Genomic DNA, 24467 nt, shown 5'->3' on the forward strand with positions numbered 1-24467 from the left:
ACGGCCCCGCGCGGCCCCCGGTACGCCATGCCGCACTCGCCATGCCACGCACCTCCCCCGCCGTGCACGCCACCACACCCGCACCGCGGGCCACCCCCACCCGTCTCCGCACGGAGAGAGGTCACCCTCATGCGCTTCCGCCGCACCCTCGGAACCGCGGCCCTCGCCGCGATCGCCCTCGCCGGCGCCGCCGTCGCACCCGCCCAGGCGGCCGGCTCCGCGGTCCTGACCACCGGCAGCCTCGGCGGCCCCGCCGTCGCCGTCGGCGACACCCTCACCGCGAGCCTGGTCTCCGGCACCTACGCCACCTTCTACAACAGCGCCACCGGCACGAGCGGCATCAAGTGTGCCAGCTCCGGCTTCTCCGCCACCGTGACGGCCAACCCGACCGCCCCCGGCAGTGCGGTCGAACAGCTCAACGCCCAGACCTTCGGCTCCTGCACCTCCAACGTCCTCGGCGTCACGGGGGTCAAGAGCATCACGGTCAACAACCTGCCGTTCACCAACACCGTCGGCGACGGGCCCGGCAACCCGGTGGCCCTCACCCCCGGCGCGGCCGGCGCGATGAAGACCACGGTGGTGCTCAACACCGTCCTCGGCAGCGTCAACTGCGTCTACCAGAACACCACCGGCATCGCCGGCACCACCTCGAACACCGGCAACACCATCGGCTTCTCGGCCCAGCCGTTCAGCCTGCTCTCCGGCTCCGGCCTGTGCTTCTCGACGGGCTACTTCAGCGCCACCTACGGCCCGGTCACCGACACCTCGGCGGCGGGCAGCCCGCTCGTCTTCGTCAACTGACGACCGGACGGCAGGCACGGGCACGACGGCGTACGGCGACCCCGGTCGTCGTACGCCCCGGCCCCGTCTGCCCACACTCCGACTCCCTACCCCCTCCCGGCCTACCCCCTTCCCCGGCCCCCTCCCCTCCCCCTCCCCGGTCCCCCTCCCCTCCCCCTCCCCTCCCCCGGCCCACCTCCCTCCCCGGCGCGCCGACCCCGCGACAGCGAAGTGACCGGCCGGTAGGGTGCTTGCGCACGGACACGGCCGACACGAACGGGGCGGGGCATGAGCAGCGGCGGCATCGAGGGCACCGGCTTCTTCACCTCGGTGGCGGACACCGCCGAACAGCTCGCCGCGACCGGCTACCTGGCCTCCACCGCGGTGGCCACCACCGTCTTCCTCGCCGACCGGCTCGGCAAGCCGCTGCTCGTCGAGGGCCCCGCCGGCGTCGGCAAGACCGAGCTCGCCAAGGCCGTCGCCGCGATCGGCCGGGCCCGGCTGGTCCGGCTCCAGTGCTACGAGGGCATCGACGAGGCCCGCGCGCTCTACGAGTGGAACCACGCCAAGCAGCTGCTGCGGATCACCGCCGGCCGCGAGGAGGGCTGGGACCAGGCCCGCACCGACATCTTCGGCGAGGAGTTCCTGCTCACCCGCCCGCTGCTCACCGCCATCCGCGGCGACGAGCCGACCGTCCTGCTGATCGACGAGATGGACAAGGCCGACGTCGAGGTCGAGGCGCTGCTGCTGGAGGTGCTGAGCGACTTCCAGGTCACCGTGCCCGAGCTCGGCACGATCACCGCGAGCCGCCGCCCCTTCGTCCTGCTCACCTCCAACGCCACCCGGGAACTCTCCGAGGCCCTGCGCCGCCGCTGCCTCTTCCTCCACCTCGACTACCCGGACGCCGAGCTGGAGCGCCGGATCGTCCGGCTCAAGGTGCCCGGCCTGGACGACACGCTGGCCGCCTCGCTGGTCCGGGTGGTCGGCGCGCTGCGGGCGATGGACCTGCGCAAGGCGCCGTCCGTCGCCGAGACCGTCGACTGGGCCCGCACCCTGCTCGCGCTCGGCGCCGACACCCTGGACGAGGCCGCCGTCCGGGACACCCTCGGCGTCGTCCTCAAGCACCAGGACGACATCCGGAAGGCCGCCCAGAAGCTCACCCCCGCATGACGGCCGCCCCGCCGCCGACCGACCCGGCGGCCCGGCTGACCGGCCTGGTCCGGGCGCTGCGCGGGCACGGCCTGCGGATCGGCCCCGCCGAGACGGTGGACGCGGCGGCCGTTCTCGACGTGCTCGGCTTCGCCGACCGCGAGCAGATGCGGGCCGGGCTGGCCGCCGCACTGCTGCGCTCGGACGGCCAGCGGACGGTCTTCGACGCAGCCTTCGACCTGTTCTTCCCGCTCGGCGTCGGCACCCCCGAGGCCGTCCGGGCCGGCCGCGACGGCCAGGGCGACCCCTCCGCCCCGCCCGAGGGCCTGACGCCGCCCCGACCGGGCCGGCCCGACCCGCTCCGCGACGAGCTGCGCGACCGCCTCGCCGCCGCCCTGGCGGCCGACGACCGCGCCGCGCAGGCCCGGCTGGCCGGCGAGGTGGTGGAGGCCTTCGGCCGCTACGGCTCCGGCCCGGCGGCCGGGTCCGCGCCGGGCTCGGACGGCTGGTCCGCCCACCAGGCGCTCGGCCGGCTCGCCCCCGAGACCCTGCTCGCCCGGGTCCTCGCCGGGCTGCGCGCAGGGGCCGGCGACCCGGACCTGTCCGACCTCGTCCTGGCCGACGAGATCCGCCGCCGCATCCGGGACTTCCGGGTGCTCGTCGCCACCGAGGCCCGCCGCCGGGTCGCCGAGCTGCGCGGTGCCGAGCGGATCGCCGAACGCGCCGTGGCCCCGACCGTCGACCGGATCGACTTCCTCACCGCCGGCCGCGGCCAGCTCGCCGAACTGCGCCGCACCGTGCACCCGTTGGCCCGCAAGCTGGCCACCCGGCTGGCCGCCCGGCGCCGCCGCGCCGCCCGCGGACGGATCGACCTGCGCCGCACCCTGCGCCGCTCGCTGTCCACCGGCGGGGTGCCGCTGCGCCCGGCCTACCGGCTGCGCCGCCCGGCCCGGCCGGAGATCGTGCTGCTCTGCGACGTCTCCGGCTCGGTGGCCGGCTTCGCCGACTTCACCATGCTGCTGGTGCAGGCGATGAGCGAGCAGTTCAGCAAGGTCCGGGTGTTCGCCTTCGTCAACCGCACCGCCGAGGTGACCGGCCTGCTGGCCGGCCGCGACGCGGACCCGGCCCGCCTCGCCGCCCGCATCCTCACCGAGGCGAAGGTGACGGGCTACCACGGCAACAGCGACTACGGTGCAGCCCTGGGCGAGTTCGCCGAGCGGCACCCGGACGCCGTCGGCCCGCGCACCAGCGTGCTGATCCTCGGCGACGCCCGCACCAACCACCGCGACCCGAACCTCGACGCGCTGCGCCGCATCGCCGGCCGGGCCCGGCGGGTGTACTGGCTCAACCCCGAGCAACCCGCCCTCTGGCCGACCGGCGACTCCGCGGCCCTCGCCTACGCGGGCGTCGTGGAGATGCACTCCTGCCGCAACGCCCGTCGCCTCGCCGAACTGATCACCCGCCTGATCCCGGTCTGACCCCGCTCCGGGACGCCCCGGCCCCGGGACCGGCGGCCGGTCAGTCCAGCGCCTTCAGGAAGTCCAGCAGGGCCTCGTTGACCTCGTCCGGGCGTTCCTGCTGCGTCCAGTGGCCCGTCTTCGGGAGGCGGACGTGGCGGTGCAGCCGGGGGACCCGGCCGAGCAGGTGGGCGCGCACCTCGGGGGTGATCAGCGCGTTCACCAGGTCCTGCTCGCCGGCCACGTAGAGGGCGGGCACGTCGATCGTCACCCCGTCGAAGGCGGCGAGCAGTTCGGCGTTGCGGTCGATGTTGCGGTACCAGTTGAGCCCGCCGGTGAAGGCCCGCTCGCCGTGTTCGGCGTAGTCGGCGGCGAAGGCGTCGAGGTCCGCCTCGGTGAGCCAGTGCGGGAGGCGCTCCGGCTCGGGGACGGTGTCCAGCAGGGTCCGGCCCTCGGGGACGACCCAGGGCCGCGGGCCGCCCTCCGGCTGGGTGCCGGAGAGGATGCGGCGCAGGCTGGACCGCACGTCGGCCGCCAGCTCGGCGTCGGCCCGGCCGGGCTCCTGGAAGTACAGCTGGTAGAAGCCCTCGCCGAAGTGCTCCCGGGCGGCGTGCAGCGGCGGCGGCCCGCTGACCGGCAGCGGCGGCACGCTCAGCCCGGCGACGCCGCGCACGAGGTCCGGCCGCAGGGCGGCGACGGCCCAGGCGACCGGCGCTCCCCAGTCGTGGCCGACGACGACCGCCCGCTGCTCGCCGAGCGCGCCGATCAGCGCGGTGACGTCGCCGACCAGGTGCAGCAGGGTGTACGCGTCGACGCTGGACGGCTGCTCGCTGCGGGCGTAGCCGCGCTGGTCGGGGGCGACGACCCGGTAGCCGGCCGCGGCCAGCGGGGCGAACTGGTGGCGCCAGGAGTACCAGCTCTCCGGGAAGCCGTGCAGCAGCAGGACCAGCGGGCCCTCGCCCTGTTCCGCGAGGTGCAGCCGCACGCCGTTCACCTCGATGTGGCTGTGCTTGATCGCCTCGTTCAACTCCCGCTCCCCGGGTCCGGTCGGACGCCTCGGCGGCGTCCGTTCGTTCTCGACCCTGCCCAGTGCCGCGCCCCGGGAATCCCCTTCCGGGGGACCGAACACGACCGAGGCCGCCCCGTAACTCCGGGACGGCCTCGGCGAGTTGATGCTTCGTCAGTTCACCGTGTAGCTGTACGGGATCGCCGCGAGCACCGCACCGGTGGTGTTCAGGACGTTGTTGGCGGTCGCCACCCCGGTCGGGGCGGAGACCAGGTACAGGACGCCCTTGACGGTGCTACCCTTCGCCCCGGTCGGGGTGAGGGTCACCTGCAGCGAGCCGGTGGCGCCCGGCTGGACGGTCACCGGGTTCGCGGCCGCGGCCGAGGCGTCGACCGCCGCGGCGTACGGGTCACCGGTGCTGGAGGTCAGCGCCGGGTCGAACGCCTGGGTGTGCGCGGTGGCCGTGATGGTGGAGGTGCCGGCCGGCGCGCCGCCGTTGCCGAACGGGCCGATCTGCTGGACGAAGACGCCCCAGTTGCCGGGGACGACGGGCTGCTCGGCGCTGCCCTTGTCGGTGACGACCGAGACGGTCGAGCCGTCCTGGGCCTTCTTCAGGTCACCGAAGAGGTCCGGCGAGCCGGTGGTGGCGCTGAGCTCCAGCTGGGCCGGGGTCGAGGAGGCCGCGACGCCCTTCAGCTGGTCGGTGCCCGGCGGCACCAGGAAGGACGGGACGGCGGACTCCAGGTTCAGCGGGAGCTTGACCGTGGCCGAGGTGCCCTGCGGCACCAGCGGCAGGTCGACCCGGCGGTCCAGGCGGCCGTCGGCCGAGATCTTCTGGGTGGCGACGGTGTTGTTGGTGTAGTTCACCTGGACGGTGACCGGCTTGCCGGCGGCGAGCTTGGTCCGGCCGTCGTTGGGCAGGCCCGCGGCGGTGGCGCTGTTCTGGTTGAACGCGACGGTGCCGGTGAAGTCCTGACCGAGCTGCTGCCCGCTGACCGGGCCGACCACGTTGAGGACGAACCGCCAGCGGCCGGCGGCCGGGTTGACGGTGGTGGCCGAGACGCCGCCGGTGGTGCCGGTCAGGTTGCCCTGCGCGTCGAAGAGGCCGTTGCCCTCGATGTCGATCGGGGTGCCGTTGGGGCTGATCAGCGCGCCCTGCATGAGCAGCTTCGGGTCCTTGACGGCGAGGCCGACCCGCAGGTCCTTCTGGCCCTTCGGGACGTCGAAGCCGTAGGAGAAGCTCTGCGTCGGGGAGGAGCCGCGGCCGTTGCCGCCGGTGATGGTGCCGGTGAAGGTGCCGGTGCCGTTCTTGACCGGGACGAGGCTGCGCAGCACGACCGGCACGCTGGTGGTGCTGCCGTTGGAGGCGGAGACGGTGACCGCCTCGCTGGAGTCGCCGCTGGTCGCCGGGGTGGTGACCTGGACCTTGAGGGTCTTGGTCTGGCCCGGCTTCAGCTCGGTGGTGGAGGGGCTGACGCCGCCGGCCGGGACGGCCCGCTGGGTCGTGGTGCCGAGCTGGACGGCGCCGGTGTAGCCGGCCTGGCCCGCCGGGGTGTAGAGGATCGCGGTCCACTGGCCGGCGACCGGGCGGGGGACGTCCACCAGGCCGAAGTCGGCCGGGGTCGCGCCGCCCTGCGGGCGGGTGTTGGTCTCGAAGCGGCCCGACGGGTCGAGCAGCGTCATGCGGACCACCGGGCCGTTGCTGACCGGGTTGGGCGCGCCCTGCCAGGCGATCGACGCCGCGAGGCGGTCGGCACCGGCCGGGACGGTGAACTTGACCTCCTTCTTCACCCAGGTGACGCCGTTGGTGGCGTACTTGAAGGTGTCGGTGGAGGCGGAGTCCAGCTGGACGGTCTGCTGGTCGCTGCCCTGCGGCACGAAGGCGCGGGTCGCCGCGCTGACCGTCTGCGGCTCGTCACTGGTGTTGGTGACGCTCACGTCGGCGGTGTGGGTCGAGCCGGGGTTGCCCGCGATGTCGAGCTGACCGGTGTTCACCACGACGGTGCGGTTGCCGGGCGTGCCGTCGCCGTCCTGGATGCCGCGGGCGGCCTCGACGGCGGCGCGGACGTTCAGCAGGCCGGCGCCCTGCTCCTCGGCCGGGACGCCGAGGTCGCTGGCGGTGCCGGTGAGGAGCTTCTTGACCAGGGCCGGGGAGGGCGAGTCGCCGCCGTGGGTGTCGCGGTAGGCCTGGATGACCAGGGCCGCGGCGCCGGTGACGAACGGGGCCGCCTGACTGGTGCCGCCGAAGGACTGGATCGGCGTGCCGTTGCCGCTGAAGCCCTTGCAGTCGGTGTACTTGGCGGTGTCCGGCGAGCAGAGCGCCCAGTCCGACTCGCCCGGCGCGACCAGGTCGACGGTGCGGCCGGCCTGGGTGAAGCCGCCCGAGGAGAGCGCGGAGATGCGGTTGTTGCTCCAGGTCCGGTTGGAGAACTGGGCGCCCGCGTAACCGGTCTGCTGGTAGTTCTGGTTGTCGGTGGAGGCACCGACGGCGATCACGTTCGGGTCGGTGGCGGGGGTGCCGATCGTCCCGGTGATGCCCGCGTCGCCGGAGGAGACGGCGACGGTGACGCCGGCCTTGACGGCCTGGTCGTTGAAGAGCGAGATGGTGTCGTGCGCGCCGCTGTCCGGGGTGACGTTGCCGCCGAAGGACTCGTTGAGCACGTCGACGTGCGAGACCCGCACCGCGTAGTCGATCGCCTGCAGGATCGAGGAGTTGGACATCACCTCGCCGCCGGCCTTCAGCGCCACCAGCGAGGCGTCCGGTGCGAGGCCGCGGACGCGGATGTTGCAGCCGGCCGGGAGCGGGTGCGAGGCGTTGACGAACTTGGAGACGTCGTAGACCTGGCGGCCCTGGGCGATGACCGCCGAGGCGTCGCCGAAGGCCTCCGCGCCGCCGGTCGGGGCGTCCCAGCCGTCGCCGGCGAAGTCCTGGTAGTCGACGACGGCGTGCGAGCCGTCGGCCCGGATGAAGTCCGGGTTGTTCGGGTCCAGGCCGTCGGCGATGTAGGCGACCTTGACGCCCTTGCCGGTGGCCAGGGTGTCGGCGCCGGGCTGGCCGTTGCCGCCGACCGCCTTGGTGGAGTAGAGGCCCTCGGGCTCCAGCAGGGGCTTGGCCGGGTCGGAGGGGCAGACCGTGTTGGTCGCGTTCTCCTCGGTGCCCTGCGCGCCGTTGCTGCCCGGAGCGGCCTGCGGGGCGGCGGCCTTGGGGGCCTTGGCTCCGGCGGCCGTGGTGGCCGCGGTGTCCTGCTTCGCCTTGCCGGCGGCCGGCGGGGCGACGGCGATCTGGGTGTCGGCCACCACGGAGGCGACGGCCGGGTCGGTCTCCAGTGCGGCGCGCAGCGCCGGGCTGACGGTGGCCGAGAACGCGTTGCCGACCACGAAGGTCTTGATGTTGGTCCCGCCGCCGGCCTTGACCTTGTCCAGCAGCGGGGCCTGCGTCTGCGCGGCCTTCTGCTGACGGGTGCCCAGGTGGCCGTGGTCGGCCGGGGCGTCCGTTATCTGGTCCTTGAGGATCACGATCACCGGCACCGGGCTCCCGTCCGCGGACGCCACGGGGGCGGTCTGCGGCTCCGGGATCGGGGCTGCGTCGGCGCTGGACCCGAAGGTCAGGACCATGGACGCGGCGGTGACCGTGACGGCAGCTGCTAGCTGGGATTTCCGCCAGCCGATCAATGGACATCCTTTCGTCTGATGAGACGTCAGGTTGCACGGCCCAGCGTACGCGGATCCGGATCGGTCGCGTGGTTGCTCCGGACCGCGCGTCCCGACAGCGGTCGAATTCCAGCGCATCCGACACGACCACGACAAGGGGGGAAATCCCCATCAGCAAGTAAAGATGACCATCAGAAAGTAAAATGCACGGCGGAAATCGGGCCAATCCCGCCCCTATTCGCCGACCGGCCCCCTCCGGACCCGCCCGATGCGGCCGGAAAACGGTGGCGAACTCTGGACACTGGCGAAACACCGCCACCTGCGGCGCACCGCACGCGCCGTCCGACTCTCTCTTCCCCTCCCTCCGGCCCCGAAACCGGACATGACAGAACCGGTGCCCCGGGCCGACTGCGGCCCGGGGCACCGGCGAGTCCGGGGGACCGCCGCCGGAATCAGGCGTCGGACAGCCGCTCCTGAGCGTCCGCCAGGTCCTCGGCGGTGGGCGCGTCGTCCTGGGTGAGCCGGTGGCGCCAGTACCCGGTGAAGTCGATCGACGCCTTCGGCACGCCGCGCCCGTCCACCAGGTGCCGGCGCAGCGCCCGGACCGCGCCGGCCTCCCCCGCCAGCCAGACGAACGGACGGCCGGCGGGCAGTTCGGCGGCCCGCACCGCCTCCGTCAGCACGGCGCCCGGGGACGCCCCGCCCCGCGGCAGCCAGTGCACCACCGGCTCGGCACCGCTCTCCAGCGGCTGCCGCTCGGCCTCGTCCGCGATCTCGACGAACACCACCGCCGGCACCGCGGCGGGCAGCGCCCCGACCAGGGTCGCGACGGCCGGGAGGGCCGTCTCGTCCCCGGCCAGCAGCACCCAGTCGGCCGCGGCGGCAGCGTCGGCGAACGGGACGGCCGGGGCGTACAGCGCGGAGGGCCCGACCATGCCGAGCCGTTGCCCGGCGGCGGCCCGCGCGGCCCAGGCGGCGGCCGGGCCGGCGTCGCCGTGCAGCACGAAGTCGATCTCGACCCGCCGGGTGCCGGGCCGCCGACGCCGGAGGGTGAAGCTGCGCAGCAGCGGGCGCGCGGCCTCGGGGATCGCCAGGTACGCCTGGTACCAGCCCATCGGGTCGGCGCTCTGCGGCGGCAGCTCGGGCACCCGCTGCCCGGGGCGCGGGAAGCAGAGCTTGACCTGCTGGTCGGGCGCCGCGCCCACGGAGTCGTCCAGGGCCTCGGCCTCGAAGACGACCCGGGCGGTGCGCGGCGTGATCCGGCAGACCTCGACGACCTCGAGGAAGGTGACGGGCAGTGTCATCGCGAACCCCTCCGATTGATAACCTTACGACATAAAGAGTTGCCGTGGTCGAGGATACTTTACGCCATAAGGAGTTGCGCATGGTCGTCTACGCCGGACAGGGCGACGCCCACCGGTCCCTCGCCCTGCTCTGGGGCGCCGCACCGGAACCGCGCACCGGGCGCAGCGGCCCCAAACCGGGGCTCAGTGTGGACGCGATCGTGTCCGCCGGAATCGCGGTGGCCGACGACGAGGGGATGGCCGCGCTCTCCATGCGCGCCGTCGGCGAACGGCTCGGCCGCACCGCGATGGCCCTCTACACCTACGTGCCGGGCAAGGCCGAGCTGCTCGACCTGATGCACGACCGCGCCCTGGCCGGACTCCCCACGGCTCCCCCGCCCTCGGACGACTGGCGCGCCGCCGTCACCGCCTGGGCCGGCGCGCTGTACGACCGCTACCTGCGCCACCCCTGGATGCTCCAGGTCTCGCAGGCCCGGCCGGTCCTCGGCCCGGCCGAACTCGCCGCCATGGAGGCCCTGTTGGTCGCCCTCGGGCCGGCCGGTCTGGCGCCCGGGCCGCTGCGCGGAGCGGTCTCCGCGCTCTGGCAGTTCGTCCGCGGCACCGCCGCCGCGACCGCCGAGTCCCGCGCGGCCGCCGCCGAGACCGGCGTCACGGACGAGGACTGGTGGACCGCCAGATCCGCCCGACTGGCCGAACTGGCACCGGACTTCCCGAGCCGCTTCCCGCTGCTCACCGCCCTGCAGAGCGGTGCCGACGGCCCCCCGCAGGACCGCGAGCAGGAGACCTTCCGCACCGGCCTCGCCGTCCTGCTCGACGGCGTCGCGGCCGCCGCGCCGGCCGCCGGGGACGCACCCGTGCCCGCCACCCGACCGGGTCGGGCGGCGGGCACGGGCGAGGGCGCTGACACGCCGTAGGGCTCACGAGCCGCGGGCGGTCGGTCCGCCGGGATGCGGTGCGGAACCGCCGGGCCGTCAACCCGCCGGGATGCGGTGCGGAACCCCCGGGTCGTCCCGGTGGATCCCGGCGGCGCCGGGGGCGGTGCCGAATCCGAGTCGGCCGGCGAGGGCGCCGGCATTGGAGACGGCAGACCTTTCCTTGACCGGCGCTATGCCCGGGGCCGGCGGTGCGGGGGCGGCTCCCGCGGCGGCGGGGCGGCCGCGGGAGCGGTCACCGGGTGAGCGCGTCCAGGGCGGCGGTGGCGAAGGCGTGGTCCTGCTCGGGGGCGCCGCCGCCGACACCGAGGGCGCCGATCAGCCGGCCGTCGCGGCGCACGGGGACGCCCCCGGCGATGAACAGCAGCGGCCGGTCCAGGGCGGTCGGCAGCGAGTGGAACGGTCCGTCCGGCCTGACGAGGTCGACCAGGTCGGCGGTCGGGGCGTCCAGCTGGAGGGCGGTGTACGCCTTGCGGGTGCTGGTCTCGCCGGAGATCAGCACGGCCCGGTCGTCGCGGCGGAAGGCCAGCAGGTGGCCGCCGGCGTCGAGGACGGTGATGCTGACGGCGACCCCGGCCGCCTCGGCGGCGGCGCGGGCGGCACCGACCAGGGTCTCGGCGTCGGCGGTGCCGAGCGGGGTGACGGCGGTGGGGTGCACGGCGGGGGTGCTCATGGTGGTGCTTCTCCTGGGAGTCGGGGGCGGAGGCCTGGGGGTCGGGGGGGTCTGCGGTCGGGGGGCCCGGTGGTGGACGGGAGGGCTCAGCGGTGGGCCAGGCCCGGGGCGGACCCGGCGGCGGAGGCCCCGGCGGCGGCGGGCGCGGTGGTGGACCCGGCGGCAGCGGTCACGGCCGCCGGGGCACGGCGCTCCAGCGCCGCGGACCAGAGCGCGAGGGCGAGCGCCGCGGCTGCCAGGGCGGCGCCGACCCAGTTCGGGGCGGTGTAGCCGAGGCCGGCGGAGATGACCGTCCCGCCGAGCCAGGCCGCGAGCGCGTTGCCCAGGTTGAACGCCCCGATGTTGACGGCGGAGGCCAGCGTGGGCGCGCCGTGGGCCTGGTCCAGCACCCGCTTCTGCAGCGGCGGGACGGTGGCGAACCCGAGGGCTCCGACGAGCAGGATCGTCAGGGCGGCGAGGACCTTGTCGTGCGCCGTGAGGGTGAACACCGCGAGCACGACGGCCAGGCCGCCGAGGGTGGTGTAGAGCAGCGGCATCAGCCTGCGGTCGGCGAACCTGCCGCCGAGGAGGTTGCCGAGGAACATGCCGACGCCGAACAGCACCAGCAGCCAGGTGACCGCGCCGTCGGAGTAGCCGGCGACGTTGGTCATCATCGGGGCGATGTAGGTGATCGCGGCGAACACTCCACCGAAGCCGAGCACGGTCATCGCCATCGCGAGCAGCACCTGCGGGTTGCGGAACGCGGTCAGCTCGCCGCGCAGGCGGGCGCCCTCGGCGCGCGGCAGGGCGGGGACGAGCCTGGCGATGCCCAGCAGGCCGACGACGCCGAGCGCGGCGACCGCGACGAAGGTGGTCCGCCAGCCCACGGCCTGCCCGATGTAGGTGCCGAGCGGCACGCCGACGATGTTGGCGACGGTCAGCCCGGTGAACATGGTGGCGATGGCGCCCGCCTTCCGGTCCGGGGCGACCAGCTCGGCGGCGACCACCGAGCCGATGCCGAAGAACGCGCCGTGGGCCAGCGAGGCGACGATGCGCCCGGCGAGCATCACCCCGAAGCTCGGCGCCAGTGCGGACACCAGGTTCCCGGCGGTGAACAGGCCCATCAGCAGCATCAGCATCGTCTTGCGGCTGATCCTGGTGCCGAGCACCGTCATCAGCGGTGCGCCGACGACCACGCCGATCGCGTAGCCGGTGACGAGCAGACCTGCGGTGGGGATGGACACTCCGTAGTCACCCGCGATCTCGGGCAGCAGGCCCATGACCACGAACTCGGTGGTGCCGATCCCGAAGGCCCCGATGGCCAGGGCGAGGAGCGCGAGAGGCATGGTGCCACCCTCCGTGCGATTGTCAGTGCGCCTTACGTGCTTCGACAATAGTTGCAGACGCGCGATAAATGCAAACGCTGACTGTCTCCTCTGGCCGATATTTCGGGCCACGGCTTACCCTGGACACCCGCCGCACCCTCGAAGGAGGCCCTGGCATGACCGCCACGGACCCCGCGCTGACCGCCCTCGCCAACGGATGGGGCGCCCTGTACCTGCTGCACGGCAGGATCGAGGCGCACATCGAGCGCGCCCTGCAGTCCGGGCACGACCTGAGCGTGCGCGAGTACTCGCTCCTCGACGTCCTCAGCCGCCAGCACGACGGCGAGGGCGGCCACCTGCAGATGAAGCAGGTCGCCGACGCGGTCGTCCTCAGCCAGAGCGCCACCACCCGCCTGGTCAGCCGCCTCGAGGACCGCGGACTGCTCTCCCGCTACCTCTGCCCCACCGACCGCCGGGGCATCTACACCAACGTCAGCGAAGCCGGCCTGGAGCTCCTCGCCCAGGCCCGGCCCACCAACGACACCGCCCTCCGGGAAGCCCTCGACGAGGCCGCCGGGAACCCCGAACTGGCCCCCCTCGTCGCCGCCGTCGACGCCATGAACGCCCCGCCGGCGCCCCGGAGGCCCTGACCGGGGATCAGCAGCGCCCTCCCTCCGCCGGGGATCCGGACGGAGCAGCAGGCGCGGCGGGCCGGCCCGGGCCCGGGTACGTTCGCGGTGTGCAGCAGATGTCACAGCATGTCAGCAGGCTCGCGGCCGCCGCGGCGTCCACGCTGGTGCTCGCAGCGGGCGCCGCGGGCGCGACGGCCGCCCCGGCCGGCGGCGGTGCCACGGCCGCCACCGCGGCACCCGAGGCCGCCGGCACGGCCGGCGGGGAGCGGCTCGCCCGACCGGCCGTCCAGGTCGCCCCCCTCGCCGGGGCCCCCGCGCTGCCCGCCGAACTGACCGGGCGGTCCTGGCTGGTCGCCGACGCCGACACCGGCGAGGTCCTGGCGGCCCTCGACGCCCACCGGCAGCTGCCCCCCGCCAGCACCCTCAAGATGCTCTTCGCCGACACCGTGCTGCCCAAGTTCGACCGCACGCTGGAACACAAGGTCGCCCCCGCCGAACTCGCCAACCTCGGCGCCGGGAGCAGCCTGGTCGGCGTCAAGGAGAACCTCCCCTACCGCGTCGAGGACCTCTGGCGGGGCGTCTTCCTCAGCTCCGGCAACGACGCCGTCCACGTCCTCGCCCACATGAACGGCGGCCTCCAGCAGACCGTCACCGAGATGCAGGCCCGCGCCCGGTCGCTGCAGGCCCGCGACACCAGGGTGGTCTCCCCCGACGGCTACGACATGGACGGGCAGGTCTCCTCCGCGTACGACCTCACGCTGTTCGCCCGCGCCGGGCTGCGCAACGCCGACTTCCGCTCCTACTGCGGCACCCGCACCGCCCGCTTCCCCGGCGCACTGGACAAGCTCACCGGCCAGCGCACCAGCTTCGACATCGCCAACACCGACCGCCTGCTCGGCAAGTACCCCGGGCTGATCGGCGTCAAGAACGGCTACACCACCAACGCCGGCGCCACCTTCACCGGAGCCGCCCAGCGCGGCGGGCGCACCCTGCTGGTCACCGTCATGCACCCCGAGGCCCAGGGCCGGGTCTACGACGAGGCGGCCGCCCTGCTCGACTGGGGCTTCGCCGCAGCCGGCAAGGTCCAGCCCGTCGGACAGCTGGTGGAGGACACCGCGCCCGCCACCGGGCCGGCCCCCGCCGCCGGCTCCGGCTCCGGCACGGGCCCGGGCGGCGCCACCCGGCAACCGCAGGCCGCCGACGACCGCGGCCCCGGCCTCGAACCAGCCGCCTGGACGGCCGCCGCCCTCGGCTCCGCCCTCGCCCTGCTCGCCGCCGGACGGCGCACCGCGGCCCGCCGCCGCGGCCGGCCCGCCACCGCCCCCGGTGCCCCGGCGGCAGCGGTCGCGGTCGCCGCGGCCTCCGCGCCGGCGCTCGCCCTCCGCCGCGGCGGCTGCACCGCGCTCGGCGGCTCCACCGGGGTCGGCGGCCGTGGCCGGCGCCGCCTCGTCCGCCGCGCGCGGGCCCTGGTCGTCACCGCCCGCACCCGCCGGCACCGCTGAACGCCGGACCGGCCACCCGGCCCGCCGCCCCGCGGCCCGTGCTGACCAGCGGCGATCGGTGCCGACGCCCTACACTCCTGGCCATGACCACGCCCGACCACCTCGCCCGGATCGTCAGCCTCTCCTCCGGGAGCTACCTGCTCGTCACCACCTACAAGAAGGACGGCACCGCCGTGCCGACGCCCGTCTGGGTGGTGCGCGACGGGGAGGCCCTCGGCGTCTGGACCGTCACCGACTCCTGGAAGGTCAAGCGGATCCGCAACCGCGCCGACGTCCTGGTCGGCCCCTGCGACGTCAAGGGCCGGCCGACGGGGGCGCACTACCCGGCCACCGCCGAGATCCTCGGCCCCGAGCGCACCGCCGCCTACCGGACCCTGCTGCGCCAGAAGTACGGGCTGCTCGGCGTGCTCACCCTGCTCGGCAGCCGGCTGCGCCGCGGCGAGCGCGGCACCGTCGGCATCCGCATCACGCTGAGCTGAGGCCGCCGCCATGGGAGAGCACGACGGGACCGGCCCGGGCCCGCTGCCGCTGCTGGTGGTGGACGGCGCCAACGTCGTCGGCTCGGTGCCCGACGGGTGGTGGCGGGACCGCCGGGGCGCCGCCGAACGCCTGCGGGACGCCCTGGTGGCCGTCGCCGCGCACGGCCTGCCGGACCGCCCCGGCCCGGTGGAGGTCCTGCTGGTCGTCGAGGGCGCGGCCCGGGGCGTGACCGGCCTGCCCGAGGTGCGGGTGGTCACGGCCGCCGGCAGCGGCGACGACCGGATCGTCGACCTCGTGCGCGCGGCCCGCGCCGAACGGCCTGACCGGGGCTGCCTCGTCGTCACCGCCGACCGCGAACTCCGCGCCCGCGTCACCGCCCTGGGCGCCGACGTCACCGGCCCGCGCAGCGTCCGCCGCTGAGGACCGTCCGCGTCCGCCGCTGAGGACCGTCCGCGCCCGCCGACGCGGACGGCCCGGTGCGTCACTCCGGCTGGGTGGCGTACATGCCCCAGTGGATCGCCTGGTCGGAGGCGGTCACCGTGAACTCGATGTCCCGGCCCGGGCGGGCGGGTATCTCGACCGAGCCGGTGCCGGTGGCGTCGACGGGGCACCGCACGGTGAAGTCGGCCGGGGCGAGGCCCCCGACGTGGACCTGCACCGAGCCGCCGCCCCGGCAGCCGACCGTCACGGTGAAGGGCTGCGACGGGTTCACCGAGGCGCTGACCGCCCCGCCGTCGCCGATCCAGTCCGGAATCCAGATCAGGCCGTCCGGCCCGGGGTGCGGCAGGATCTCGCCCGTCCCCATGCCGCCCTGGACCGCCGCGGCCGGACCGGCCAGCGCCAGCACCGCCCCCAGCGCACCGGCCGTTGCGGCCAGGATCCGCCTGCTGTTGCGCGTCATCACTGTTCCCCCTGACGTGGTGAATCCCTCCGTGCACCGCTGTTCGGCACACGAAGGGATGCTACGGCGCACCACTGACAGTCCGTCCGGCGACCGGTTCCGGGACCGCCCGCGCCCCGGTGCCGCCGTCAGTAGCTGTAGGCCTTCACCACCACGGGCAGCAGGCGCTGCTGGGCCGGGGTCCGACTGAACGCGATCGAGGAGGCCTGCTCGCCGGCCGGCAGGGCCTCGACGCCGACCATCGCACTGTCCACGGTCTTGCCGCTGGTGTCGGTGAAGTCGACCTGCACCGCGTAGGAGGCCGGGTTCAGACCCCCGTTCTCGACGGTGACGACGGCCGCGGGCAGCCCGCCGGAGTCGCGCAGCGGCACCTCGTCGACGGTGACCGAGCCGATGGCGTTGCCGCCGCCGGGCAGCGCGGCGAGCACCGTGGCGGCCTTCGCCCCGGTCACCGTCTGCTGGGCGGAGACCGAGGCGGCGAAGGAGGCCGCCGCCGCGGCGGCCGAGGCGTCGGCGGTGGCCGCCGCGGACGGCGACTCGGCGGCCGTCGGGGACGGCGACGGGGTGCCCTCGGCGGCGGCGACCGACTCGGACGGCGCCGGCCCGGAGGCCGTGATCGAGGGGTTGGTCGACGAGCTGCTGCAGGCCGCCAGCACCCCGGCGGCCGCGAGCACCGCCACCAGGGCGGCGGCCCGGCGGCGCGGGCGGCGGGTGGCCGAGGGGCTGGGGAGGCTGTGGAGTTCGCGCACCGGGGTTCTCTCTTCTCGCTCGGCGTTCTACGTCCGGGCGCTGGAGGCCGCGGCCGGAGGGCCCGTTCCCACCCCATGCTTCGTCGCGTTGCCGCGCGACGGCGACAGCTGCGCGCCCGTTCGGGTGGCGGTGCTCCCCCGGCGCGGGGCCCGGCCCGCCGGTGCCGCCCGGAGGCTCCCGGAGGGCGCCGGAAGGTACCCGGGGACCACCGGGCGGCACCGGCACCGGCACGGGCCCCGGCGCCGGAACCGCCCTCGGATGCCGAAAGTCGGAACGTACGGGAACCGACGGCTCCGGCCGTCCGACTGCTGGGGGGTGAGTGCGAAGTCGCCGGGTGTCCGGCCGTCGAGTGTGCTGGCGGGGTTCGCCCTGCTGCTGGTGGTGGTGTTCGTGGTGGCCTTCGCGGTGGGGCGCCAGGCGGGGCCGGTGTCGCCCGGGCTGCGGCCCGCGCCGGCGGGTGGCAGCGCGCCCGGGGCGGGTGGGCACGACATGGGCGGGATGCCGTGAGCCCCGTCGCGGGGGCCGGCACCGGGGCCCTGGTGAGCACCGACCTCGCGGTCGGCGGGATGACCTGCGCGGCCTGCGTCGGCCGGGTGGAGAAGCGGCTGGCCCGGATCGACGGGGTGACGGCCGGGGTGAACCTGGCGACCGGGCGGGCCCGGGTGCTGCACCCGGCCGGGGTGCCGGTCGCGGAGCTGGTGGCGGCGGTCGAACGGGCCGGCTACACCGCCGCGCCGGCGCCCGAGGGCGTCGGCGTCGGGCTCCCGGCGGAGGAGCCGCGGGAGCGCCTGCGGCTGCTGGTGACGGCCCTGTCGGCAGTCCCGGTGGTGGTGCTGTCGATGGTGCCGGCGCTGCAGTTCACCGCGTGGCAGTGGGTCTGCTTCGCGCTGGCCGTCCCGGTGGTGACCTGGGGGTCGGCGGGGTTCCACCGGCGGGCCTGGCAGGGGCTGCGGCACGCCGCGGCCACCATGGACACCCTGGTCAGCCTGGGGGTGGTGGCCTCCTTCGGCTGGTCGGCCTACGCGCTGCTGTTCGGCGGCGCCGGGGATCCCGGCATGCGGATGCCGTTCTCGCTCACCGCGGACGGCGGCGGCGCGGCGCACGTGTACCTGGAGGCGGCGGTGGGCGTGCCGCTGTTCGTCCTGGCCGGGCGGCTGCTGGAGGGCCGGGTGCGGCGGCGCAGCGGTTCGGCCCTGGCGGCGCTGGCCGGGCTGGGCGCGAAGGAGGTGTGCGTCCGGACTCCCGGGGGTGCCGAGGAGCGCCTCGTCCCGATCGAACTGCTGCTTCCGGGGCAGGAGTTCGTGGTGCGGCCGGGCGAGCGGGTGGCCACCGACGGGGTGGTGGTCGAGGGCGGTTCGGCGCTCGACCTGAGCCTGCTGACCGGGGAGAGCGTACCGGTCGAGGTCGGCCCCGGGGACGCCGTGGCGGGTGCGACGGTCAACGTCGGCGGCGCGCTGGTGGTGCGGGCGACGGCCGTCGGCGCGGACACCCAGCTGGCCAGGATCACCGCCCTGGTGGCGGAGGCGCAGGCCGGCAAGGCCCGGGCGCAGCGGCTGGCGGACGCGGTGGCCGGGGTCTTCGTGCCCAGCGTGCTGGCCGTGGCGGTCTGCGTGCTGGGCTTCTGGCTGGGCGCGGGCGCGTCCGCGCAGGCGGCGGTGACGGCGGCCGTCGCGGTGCTGGTGGTGGCCTGCCCGTGCGCGCTGGGCCTGGCGACGCCGACGGCGCTGCTGGCGGCGACGGGGCGGGGCGCCGAACTGGGCGTGCTGGTCCGCGGCCCGGAGGTGATGGAGAACCTGCGCCGGGTGGACACCGTGGTGCTGGACAAGACCGGGACGCTGACCACCGGGCGGATGGAACTGGCGTCGGTGACGGTGGCCGACGGGCCCGGGGCCGCGTCCGGGGACGCGGTGCTGCGGCTGGCCGGCGCGGTCGAGCACCGGTCGGAGCATCCGGTCGGACGGGCCGTCGCGGCGGCGGCGCGGGAGCGCTGCGGCGCGCTGCCGGCCGTGGACGGATTCGCGGCCACGGCCGGGCTCGGGGTGTCGGGGGCGGTGGAGGGCCGGTCCGTCCGGGTGGTCCGGCCGGACGCCGCGGGGCCGCTGCCCGAGGTGCTGGCCGCCGCGGTGACGGCGGCCGGGGCGGCGGGCCGGACGGCGGTGCTGGTGGAGCTGGACGGGCGGGCCGCGGCGGTGCTCGCCGTCGGTGACACGCTGCGCGCGGGCAGCTGGCGCGCCCTGCACCGGCTGCGCGGCCTGGGGCTGGAGACCGTGCTGCTGACCGGGGACGGCCCCGGCGCGGCGGAGGCGGTGGCCCGCGAGCTCGGCATCGAGCGGGTGCACTTCTCGGCCTCCCCCGAGCGCAAGGCCGAGGTGGTGGCCGGGTTGCGGGCCGCGGGGCGGACCACCGCGGTGGTCGGCGACGGCGTCAACGACGCGGTGGCGCTGGCCTCGGCGGACCTCGGGGTGGCGCTGGCCTCGGGCACCGACGCCGCGATCGGCGCGGCCGGGCTGACCCTGGTGCGCGGTGACATCGAGGCGGTGGTGGACGCCGTCCGGCTGGCGCGGCGCACGCTGGCGACGATCCGGGTCAACCTGCTCTGGGCCTTCGGCTACAACGTGGTGCTGATCCCGCTGGCGGCGGTCGGGCTGCTCAACCCGATGCTGGCGGCGGTGGCGATGTCGCTGAGCTCGCTGCTGGTCGTCGGCAACAGCCTGCGGCTGCGCACCTGGCAGCCGGGCCGGGGCGCCCCGACGGCCCCCGGCCGGGCGCGGAGCCGCACGGACGGACCGGGCCGATGAGCGGACGGACCGACGGACCGGCGGACGGACGGGTGAACGGGCGACGGATGAACGGGCGACGGGCGGACGGGCGACGGATGAACGGGCGACGGGCGGACGGGCGACGGATGAGCGGGCGACGGGCGGACGGACGGGTGAACGGGCCGCGGACCAGCGGACGGCGGACGAGCGGGCGCGCCGAGCGCCTCCGGGCGGTCGCGCCCCCGGTCGGCGCGGCGGTGCTGGCGCTCGCCCTGCTGACCGGGTGGACGGCGGTCGGCGGTGCCGGCCGGGCCCGGCCGGTGGAGGCCGGGCCGGGGTGGGTGCTGCTGCCGACCGGCGCCGCCCCGGCGGTGGCGGCCTTCTTCACGGTCCGCAACCCGGGCGACGTCTCGGACGAACTGGTCGGCGCACGCTGGGAGTTCGGCGGTCATGTCACCCTGAAGCGGCATCTGCACCAGGGGGCGGCAGGCCGCTGGGAGCCGGTGGCCGCGCTGCCCGTCCCGGGCCGCGGCGAGCTGGTGATGTCCCCGGAGGACTCCGACCTGCTGATCGCCGACCCGCCGCCGCTGCAGGCCGGCCAGTGGGTGGAGTTCACCCTCTCCTTCCGCCGCAGCCCGGAGCTGCGGCTCAGGGCCCAGGTGCTGCCGCCGGCCTCCCGCCCGCGCTGAGCCCGCGGTCCGTCGCGGGCAGCGGGGGCCGCCCGCTCAGGAGCCGCCGAGCAGCTCGGTGACCGGCCGCCTGGGGGTCGCCGCCCCGGGCGGCCCGTAGCCGACCCGCAGGACGAGCTGGACGTGCCCCGGCCCCTCGGCCGGGTCGCGCAGCGCCCACCGGGTGTCCGGCCACTCGACGGCCTGGTGCCAGACCGTCAGCCGTACGCCGTGCACCGTGGCCAGCAGCCAGACGTGCTGCAGCGCCTGCCCGGTGGCCAGCCAGTCCACCGGCCCGTCGCCGCCGGTGGCGAGGGTGCACAGCTGGGGCAGCGCCTCGAAGCGGCGGGAGGGCTGCGCGGGCCGGTGCGGCGGGCGGCCGGCGAACTCCCGCATCGGGACGCGGGCGTCGTGGTCCTGCGGGCCGAGGGCCTCGTACGGGATGCCGTCCCCGGCGGCGCCGGAAGTACCGTCGGGCGCCGCGCCCGGCCCGGCGCGCAGCCAGTCGCGGGTCTCGGCCGAGCGGGCCGGGTCGGCGGTGTTGCGGTGCTCGGCCTCGGCGGTGAGCGCCAGCACCCGGCGGACGCCGGCCTCCTCCAGCGGGGCGAGCACCACGCCCTCCTCCCCGGCGGCGCCGATCAGCTCGCCGAGGACCGCCTCGGGCACGTCGCGCTGGGCGAACGGCTGGCGGCTGGAGTGCCGGGCGGTGATGGCGGGGTAGAGGTCGCGGCCGAACGGGCGCCGGCTGCGGGCCGGGGCGGCGAGGTCGAGGACGGCCAGCAGGGTCGGGTCGGCCTCGTCCGGGAGCAGCCGGACCACCGGGTCGCGGCCGAGCCGCGCGGCGGCGACCCGGAGGTTGAACACGGCGGCGCCGACGGCGATGTGCTGCGCCGCGCCCGTCGGGTCGGCGAGCGGCACCGCGCGGCCGGGGTCGGTGTGCACGGCGAGTCCGTGCCCGTCCGGGGTCGGCGTGAAGCGCCACGGCTGGCTGTTGTGCAGCGACGGCGCCGCGCCGCCCGCGAGGGCGAGCAGCTGCAGGTCCGCCGGGGTGAGGGTCAGGGGGAGGGAGGTGCCGGTCATGGTGATCCACTCCTGGGACGTGTCCGGGGTCCGGCCGTCGCACGGGGACGCGGGAACACTGAACGCGGGACCGCGGGACCGCGTGCCGTGCCGGACCGGAGGTCGCGGCGCGCCCGGCGGGGGCCGTCGGCCCGTCCCGGGGTCCGCCCGCCCGGACGGGCGCCGTGACCTCGCTGCTTCCGAGCCTGCGCCGGGGGCGCGGCGGGCGCCAGGGTCCAACGGCCCGTCGTCGCACCCGCCCGCCGGACGGACGCCGGGCGGGTGCGACGGCGGTCCGGGGCCCGGGCCGGGTGCCCGCCGGTCAGCCGGTCAGCCGGTCAGCCGTGCGGGACGACGGCGACCGGCGCCTGCGCGTGGTGCAGCACCGCGTGCGCGACCCGGCCGAGCCGGGGGCCGAACTCGATCGGCCGGTGCCGCCGGCCGACGACCACCAGAGCGGCCCCGGCAGAAGCGTCCACCAGGCCGCGGGCGGCCCCCAGCCGGACGTCCTCGACCACCGCGGTGCCGGGGTGCCGCTCGCGTTCCGCGGCCACGGCGAGCGAGAGCAGTTTGGCCTCCAGGGCCTCCAGCTGGGCGATCTCGGTGGCCGGTACGGCACCGCCCGCGTAGCCGAACACCGGCGGGAGGTCCCAGCCGTGCACGGCCCGCACCCGGGCGCCGCGCAGGGCCGCCTCGCGGAAGGCGAAGGCGAGCACCTCGTCCTGCGGGTCCTGCGCGTCGACGCCGACCACGACCTCGGGCCCGTCGCCGCCGCCGGCCGTGCCGGGTTCGCGCACCACGACCACCGGCACGCCGCTGCGGGCGGCGGCGGCCATGCTCACCGAGCCGAGCAGCAGGCCGGTGAAGCCGCCGCGGCCGCGGGAGCCGAGCACCAGCAGGTCGGTGTCGGCCGCGGCGGCGACCAGGCCGTCGACCGGCGCGTCCAGCACGCCGTCGGTCCGCACCTCCAGGCCGGGGTGGCGCTCGCGGACCTCCCCGGCGGCCGCGGCGAGGACCCGCTGCGCGGCCGCGGGCAGGTCGTCGGGCTCGGCGAAGGCCGATTCGCCGTCGGTCAGCCACGGCCAGGCGTGCACCAGGCGCAGCGGCACTCCGCGCAGCCGGGCCTCCCCGGCGGCCCAGTGGGCGGCGGCGGTGCTCTGCGGCGAGCCGTCGACCCCGGCCAGCACGGCCGGCACCGGGTGCCCGCCGCTCTCGTTGACGTACGCGCTCCGCTCACTCACAAGGTCCTCCACTGTGTCGGTCCGGCGGGTCGGCGCCGGGCGGCGGCGCACTGACGGCCCGTCCGCTCCTCCCCCACCCTGGCGGTGCGCGGCGGCCGGCGACAGGGGCCCGAGGACCCCGGGGGACGGGACGAAAGGCCCGCCCGACGGAGCGTACGGCCGACCCCGGCGTGCGGTGCGCCGACACCCGGGCACTACGGTGAACCGGGCGATCCCGCAGGTGGGACGGCACCCGGGGCAGCGGGGGCCGCGCGCGGGGCGGACACGAGGAGGACACCGGTGGGCGGAGCGGACGGCAGCGCGGCGGGCGGCGGCGCGCGGATGCCCCGGCTGCGCCTGGACGAGCTGCTGGAGGAGCTCCAGTGGCGGATCGACGCGGCACGCGGGACCAGGGACCGGGTGCACAGCCTGCTGGAGGCGGTGCTCGCGGTCGGCCGGGAGCTGGACCTCGCACAGGCGCTGCACCGCATCGTCGAGGCGGCCGTCGACCTGGTGGACGCCCGCTACGGCGCGCTCGGCGTGATCGGCCCGGACGGGCACACGCTGTCGCAGTTCCTGACGGTGGGGATGTCGGAGGAGGAGATCGCCGAGGTCGGTCCGCCGCCGTCCGGCCGGGGCATCCTGGGCGAGCTGATCCGTGATCCGCAGCCGCTGCGCTGCCCGGTGCTGTCCGAGCACCCGGCCTCGGTGGGCTTCCCGCCGAACCATCCGCCGATGCACACCTTCCTGGGGGTCCCGGTGCGGGTGCACGGCGAGGTGTTCGGCAACCTGTACCTCACGGACAAGCGCGGCGGTCTGGACTTCGACGCCGACGACGAGGCCGTGATCGCCACCCTCGCGGTCGCGGCCGGGGTGGCGATCGACAACGCCCGCCTGTACGAGGAGGCGCAGCTGCGCCAGCGCTGGCTGCGGGCGAGCGCGGAGATCTCCCGCAGCCTGCTGTCGGGGGCGCCGCGGCTGGAGGTGGTGGAGCTGATCGCCCGCCGGGCGCGGGAGATCGCGGGCGCCGACCTGGCGGACGTCTCGGTGGCGGTGGCCGGTCCGCAGGAGCCGGCGGCGGAGCTGACGGTGGAGGTGGCGCTGGGCGGGGAGCCGTCGGCGCGGCTGGGGGTGACGGTGCCGGTGGACGGCACGCTGTCGGGCGCCGCGTACGCCTGCGGGTCCCCGGTGACCAGTGACGAGCTGGCCTGCGACGCCCGCTACCCGGCCGGGCCGGCGGGGCGGTTCGCGGGGCTGGGCCCGGCGGTCGCGGTGCCGCTGGGCACCGGGGCGGGGTACGGGCGGGGCGTGCTGCTGCTGGCCCGGGCGGCGGGGCAGCCGGGTTTCGGGCCGGACGAGACCGGGCCGCTGCTGGGTTTCGCGGACCAGGCGGCGCTGGCCCTGGAGCTGGCCGAGCGGCGCCGCGACGCCGAGCAGCTGACCCTGCTGGAGGACCGCGACCGGATCGCCCGTGACCTGCACGACCTGGCGATCCAGCGGCTGTTCGCCACCGGCATGACGCTGCAGAGCGCCGGACGGCTGATCGACAGCCCGGCCGCGGCGGACCGGGTGGCCCGGGCGGTGGCGGACCTGGACGAGACCATCAAGATCATCCGTTCGACCATCTTCGGGCTGCGCGCGCACAGCGAGCCGGACCGCGGTCTGCGGGCCCGGGCCACCCGGGCCGTCGCCGAGGCGCAGGGGACGCTCGGGTTCGCGCCGCGGCTGAGCATGGAGGGCCTGCTGGACACCGACGTGCCGCAGGAGCTGGCCGAGCACGTGGTGGCCGTCCTCGGCGAGGCGCTCAGCAACGCGGCCCGGCACGCCCGGGCGAGCCGGGTGGAGGTGACGCTGCGGGCGCTGGCGGGGCGGGTGGCGCTGACCGTCTCCGACGACGGGGTGGGGGTCACCGAGGGGGGCCGGCGCAGCGGGCTGCGCAACCTCGCCGAGCGCGCCGAGCGGGTGGGCGGGACGTTCGCGGTCGGGCCGGGCGACGACGGTGGCACCCGGGTGGTCTGGGAGGCCCCGCTGGGCTCCTGACCATCCGTCGGATGGTCCGGGGGGCGCCTTCGGTACGGTCCGGGGGGCGCCGTCGGTACGGGCCGCCGCGGCCCGGCGCGACGTCGTCCTCACCCGAACGACCGAACCGGCCCGGGTGGCTTCACACTTCGAGCACGCCCCCCTCGAACTGCATCCCCAACATCCATTGTCGCAACGCATGTTCGACGGTAGAGTCGCCG

21 protein-coding genes are annotated in these 24467 nt (G+C 76.2%); 12 read left to right on the plus strand and 9 right to left on the minus strand.

Annotated elements, in window-relative coordinates; translation table 11 throughout:
* Positions 1-129: 129 nt before the first annotated feature.
* The 3 genes from ACFYUY_RS30045 to ACFYUY_RS30055 all read left to right on the plus strand — a co-directional run bounded on the left by ACFYUY_RS30045 (position 130) and on the right by ACFYUY_RS30055 (position 3407).
* On the plus strand, positions 130-801 hold the full coding sequence (locus ACFYUY_RS30045) for a Tat pathway signal sequence domain protein (RefSeq protein ID WP_360220829.1): 672 nt from the start codon (positions 130-132) through the stop codon (positions 799-801).
* Positions 802-1068: 267 nt separating this feature from the next.
* Complete coding sequence (locus tag ACFYUY_RS30050; RefSeq protein ID WP_387905274.1) at positions 1069-1950, plus strand: AAA family ATPase; 882 nt, start codon at positions 1069-1071, stop codon at positions 1948-1950.
* Positions 1947-3407, plus strand: coding sequence for a VWA domain-containing protein (locus ACFYUY_RS30055; RefSeq protein WP_387905277.1), 1461 nt, complete (start codon positions 1947-1949; stop codon positions 3405-3407). The genes ACFYUY_RS30050 and ACFYUY_RS30055 overlap by 4 nt, the downstream gene beginning before the upstream one ends.
* Before the next feature lie 40 nt (positions 3408-3447).
* Here the strand turns inward: ACFYUY_RS30055 and ACFYUY_RS30060 are convergent, their stop codons facing one another.
* From ACFYUY_RS30060 to ACFYUY_RS30070, 3 genes are all read right to left on the minus strand, one after another.
* Positions 3448-4413: an alpha/beta hydrolase gene (locus ACFYUY_RS30060; protein WP_360220840.1), complete on the minus strand. Its 966-nt coding sequence runs from the start codon at positions 4411-4413 to the stop codon at positions 3448-3450.
* Positions 4414-4566: 153 nt separating this feature from the next.
* A complete protein-coding gene (locus ACFYUY_RS30065) occupies positions 4567-8007 on the minus strand; it encodes a S8 family serine peptidase (RefSeq protein WP_387905279.1) in 3441 nt (1146 codons plus the stop codon).
* Between the two features lie 488 nt (positions 8008-8495).
* On the minus strand, positions 8496-9347 hold the full coding sequence (locus tag ACFYUY_RS30070) for a siderophore-interacting protein (protein ID WP_387905282.1): 852 nt from the start codon (positions 9345-9347) through the stop codon (positions 8496-8498).
* An 80-nt stretch (positions 9348-9427) separates the two neighbouring features.
* Here ACFYUY_RS30070 and ACFYUY_RS30075 point away from each other — a divergent pair, with 80 nt between their 5' ends.
* Entirely contained in the window at positions 9428-10261 is an 834-nt protein-coding gene (locus ACFYUY_RS30075; protein ID WP_387905284.1) for a TetR/AcrR family transcriptional regulator, read from the plus strand.
* 253 nt (positions 10262-10514) lie between these two features.
* Here the strand turns inward: ACFYUY_RS30075 and ACFYUY_RS30080 are convergent, their stop codons facing one another.
* Both ACFYUY_RS30080 and ACFYUY_RS30085 read right to left on the minus strand, forming a co-directional pair.
* Entirely contained in the window at positions 10515-10952 is a 438-nt protein-coding gene (locus ACFYUY_RS30080) for a heme-binding protein (protein WP_360220851.1), read from the minus strand.
* Positions 10953-11038: 86 nt separating this feature from the next.
* Positions 11039-12277, minus strand: coding sequence for an MFS transporter (locus ACFYUY_RS30085; protein ID WP_387905286.1), 1239 nt, complete (start codon positions 12275-12277; stop codon positions 11039-11041).
* Positions 12278-12432: 155 nt separating this feature from the next.
* Here ACFYUY_RS30085 and ACFYUY_RS30090 point away from each other — a divergent pair, with 155 nt between their 5' ends.
* The 4 genes from ACFYUY_RS30090 to ACFYUY_RS30105 all read left to right on the plus strand — a co-directional run bounded on the left by ACFYUY_RS30090 (position 12433) and on the right by ACFYUY_RS30105 (position 15290).
* Positions 12433-12906 carry a MarR family winged helix-turn-helix transcriptional regulator gene (locus tag ACFYUY_RS30090; protein WP_387905288.1) on the plus strand — a complete coding sequence of 158 codons (474 nt, stop codon included), beginning with the start codon at positions 12433-12435 and terminating at the stop codon, positions 12904-12906.
* 98 nt (positions 12907-13004) lie between these two features.
* Positions 13005-14390 carry a D-alanyl-D-alanine carboxypeptidase family protein gene (locus ACFYUY_RS30095; protein WP_387905290.1) on the plus strand — a complete coding sequence of 462 codons (1386 nt, stop codon included), beginning with the start codon at positions 13005-13007 and terminating at the stop codon, positions 14388-14390.
* A gap of 83 nt (positions 14391-14473) precedes the next feature.
* Positions 14474-14869, plus strand: a complete 396-nt coding sequence (locus ACFYUY_RS30100) for a PPOX class F420-dependent oxidoreductase (protein WP_360220859.1) — start codon at positions 14474-14476, stop codon at positions 14867-14869.
* A gap of 10 nt (positions 14870-14879) precedes the next feature.
* Positions 14880-15290, plus strand: coding sequence for an NTP pyrophosphohydrolase (locus ACFYUY_RS30105; RefSeq protein WP_360220862.1), 411 nt, complete (start codon positions 14880-14882; stop codon positions 15288-15290).
* Between the two features lie 61 nt (positions 15291-15351).
* Here the strand turns inward: ACFYUY_RS30105 and ACFYUY_RS30110 are convergent, their stop codons facing one another.
* Together ACFYUY_RS30110 and ACFYUY_RS30115 are read right to left on the minus strand one after the other, a co-directional pair.
* Positions 15352-15771, minus strand: coding sequence for a hypothetical protein (locus ACFYUY_RS30110; protein WP_387905294.1), 420 nt, complete (start codon positions 15769-15771; stop codon positions 15352-15354).
* Between the two features lie 128 nt (positions 15772-15899).
* Entirely contained in the window at positions 15900-16520 is a 621-nt protein-coding gene (locus ACFYUY_RS30115; protein ID WP_360220868.1) for a hypothetical protein, read from the minus strand.
* Positions 16521-16836: 316 nt separating this feature from the next.
* On the opposite strand from ACFYUY_RS30115, the gene ACFYUY_RS30120 reads away from it, so the two are divergent.
* The 3 genes from ACFYUY_RS30120 to ACFYUY_RS30130 all read left to right on the plus strand — a co-directional run bounded on the left by ACFYUY_RS30120 (position 16837) and on the right by ACFYUY_RS30130 (position 19969).
* Complete coding sequence (locus ACFYUY_RS30120) at positions 16837-17028, plus strand: hypothetical protein (RefSeq protein WP_387905297.1); 192 nt, start codon at positions 16837-16839, stop codon at positions 17026-17028.
* A 32-nt stretch (positions 17029-17060) separates the two neighbouring features.
* Complete coding sequence (locus ACFYUY_RS30125) at positions 17061-19319, plus strand: heavy metal translocating P-type ATPase (protein ID WP_387905300.1); 2259 nt, start codon at positions 17061-17063, stop codon at positions 19317-19319.
* 134 nt (positions 19320-19453) lie between these two features.
* Positions 19454-19969: a copper chaperone PCu(A)C gene (locus tag ACFYUY_RS30130; RefSeq protein ID WP_387905302.1), complete on the plus strand. Its 516-nt coding sequence runs from the start codon at positions 19454-19456 to the stop codon at positions 19967-19969.
* Between the two features lie 36 nt (positions 19970-20005).
* Here the strand turns inward: ACFYUY_RS30130 and ACFYUY_RS30135 are convergent, their stop codons facing one another.
* Together ACFYUY_RS30135 and ACFYUY_RS30140 are read right to left on the minus strand one after the other, a co-directional pair.
* A complete protein-coding gene (locus ACFYUY_RS30135; RefSeq protein WP_387905305.1) occupies positions 20006-21028 on the minus strand; it encodes an Acg family FMN-binding oxidoreductase in 1023 nt (340 codons plus the stop codon).
* Positions 21029-21345: 317 nt separating this feature from the next.
* Positions 21346-22248, minus strand: a complete 903-nt coding sequence (locus ACFYUY_RS30140; protein ID WP_360210382.1) for a universal stress protein — start codon at positions 22246-22248, stop codon at positions 21346-21348.
* 321 nt (positions 22249-22569) lie between these two features.
* On the opposite strand from ACFYUY_RS30140, the gene ACFYUY_RS30145 reads away from it, so the two are divergent.
* Positions 22570-24267, plus strand: coding sequence for a GAF domain-containing sensor histidine kinase (locus ACFYUY_RS30145; protein ID WP_360210390.1), 1698 nt, complete (start codon positions 22570-22572; stop codon positions 24265-24267).
* The last annotated feature ends 200 nt before the right edge of the window (positions 24268-24467 follow it).

Source organism: Kitasatospora sp. NPDC004745 (genome assembly GCF_042873275.1).
Taxonomy (GTDB): Bacteria; Actinomycetota; Actinomycetes; order Streptomycetales; family Streptomycetaceae; genus Kitasatospora.

Excerpts from the sequence above, each read along its gene's own strand:
- ACFYUY_RS30045 (WP_360220829.1), top strand. The coding sequence starts at position 130 with ATGCGCTTCCGCCGCACCCTCGGAACCGCGGCCCTCGCCGCGATCGCC.
- ACFYUY_RS30050 (WP_387905274.1), top strand. The coding sequence starts at position 1,069 with ATGAGCAGCGGCGGCATCGAGGGCACCGGCTTCTTCACCTCGGTGGCG.
- ACFYUY_RS30055 (WP_387905277.1), top strand. The coding sequence starts at position 1,947 with ATGACGGCCGCCCCGCCGCCGACCGACCCGGCGGCCCGGCTGACCGGC.
- ACFYUY_RS30065 (WP_387905279.1), bottom strand. The coding sequence starts at position 8,007 with ATGGTCCTGACCTTCGGGTCCAGCGCCGACGCAGCCCCGATCCCGGAG.
- ACFYUY_RS30070 (WP_387905282.1), bottom strand. The coding sequence starts at position 9,347 with ATGACACTGCCCGTCACCTTCCTCGAGGTCGTCGAGGTCTGCCGGATC.
- ACFYUY_RS30075 (WP_387905284.1), top strand. The coding sequence starts at position 9,428 with ATGGTCGTCTACGCCGGACAGGGCGACGCCCACCGGTCCCTCGCCCTG.
- ACFYUY_RS30080 (WP_360220851.1), bottom strand. The coding sequence starts at position 10,952 with ATGAGCACCCCCGCCGTGCACCCCACCGCCGTCACCCCGCTCGGCACC.
- ACFYUY_RS30085 (WP_387905286.1), bottom strand. The coding sequence starts at position 12,277 with ATGCCTCTCGCGCTCCTCGCCCTGGCCATCGGGGCCTTCGGGATCGGC.
- ACFYUY_RS30090 (WP_387905288.1), top strand. The coding sequence starts at position 12,433 with ATGACCGCCACGGACCCCGCGCTGACCGCCCTCGCCAACGGATGGGGC.
- ACFYUY_RS30095 (WP_387905290.1), top strand. The coding sequence starts at position 13,005 with ATGTCACAGCATGTCAGCAGGCTCGCGGCCGCCGCGGCGTCCACGCTG.
- ACFYUY_RS30100 (WP_360220859.1), top strand. The coding sequence starts at position 14,474 with ATGACCACGCCCGACCACCTCGCCCGGATCGTCAGCCTCTCCTCCGGG.
- ACFYUY_RS30105 (WP_360220862.1), top strand. The coding sequence starts at position 14,880 with ATGGGAGAGCACGACGGGACCGGCCCGGGCCCGCTGCCGCTGCTGGTG.
- ACFYUY_RS30110 (WP_387905294.1), bottom strand. The coding sequence starts at position 15,771 with ATGACGCGCAACAGCAGGCGGATCCTGGCCGCAACGGCCGGTGCGCTG.
- ACFYUY_RS30135 (WP_387905305.1), bottom strand. The coding sequence starts at position 21,028 with ATGACCGGCACCTCCCTCCCCCTGACCCTCACCCCGGCGGACCTGCAG.
- ACFYUY_RS30145 (WP_360210390.1), top strand. The coding sequence starts at position 22,570 with ATGCCCCGGCTGCGCCTGGACGAGCTGCTGGAGGAGCTCCAGTGGCGG.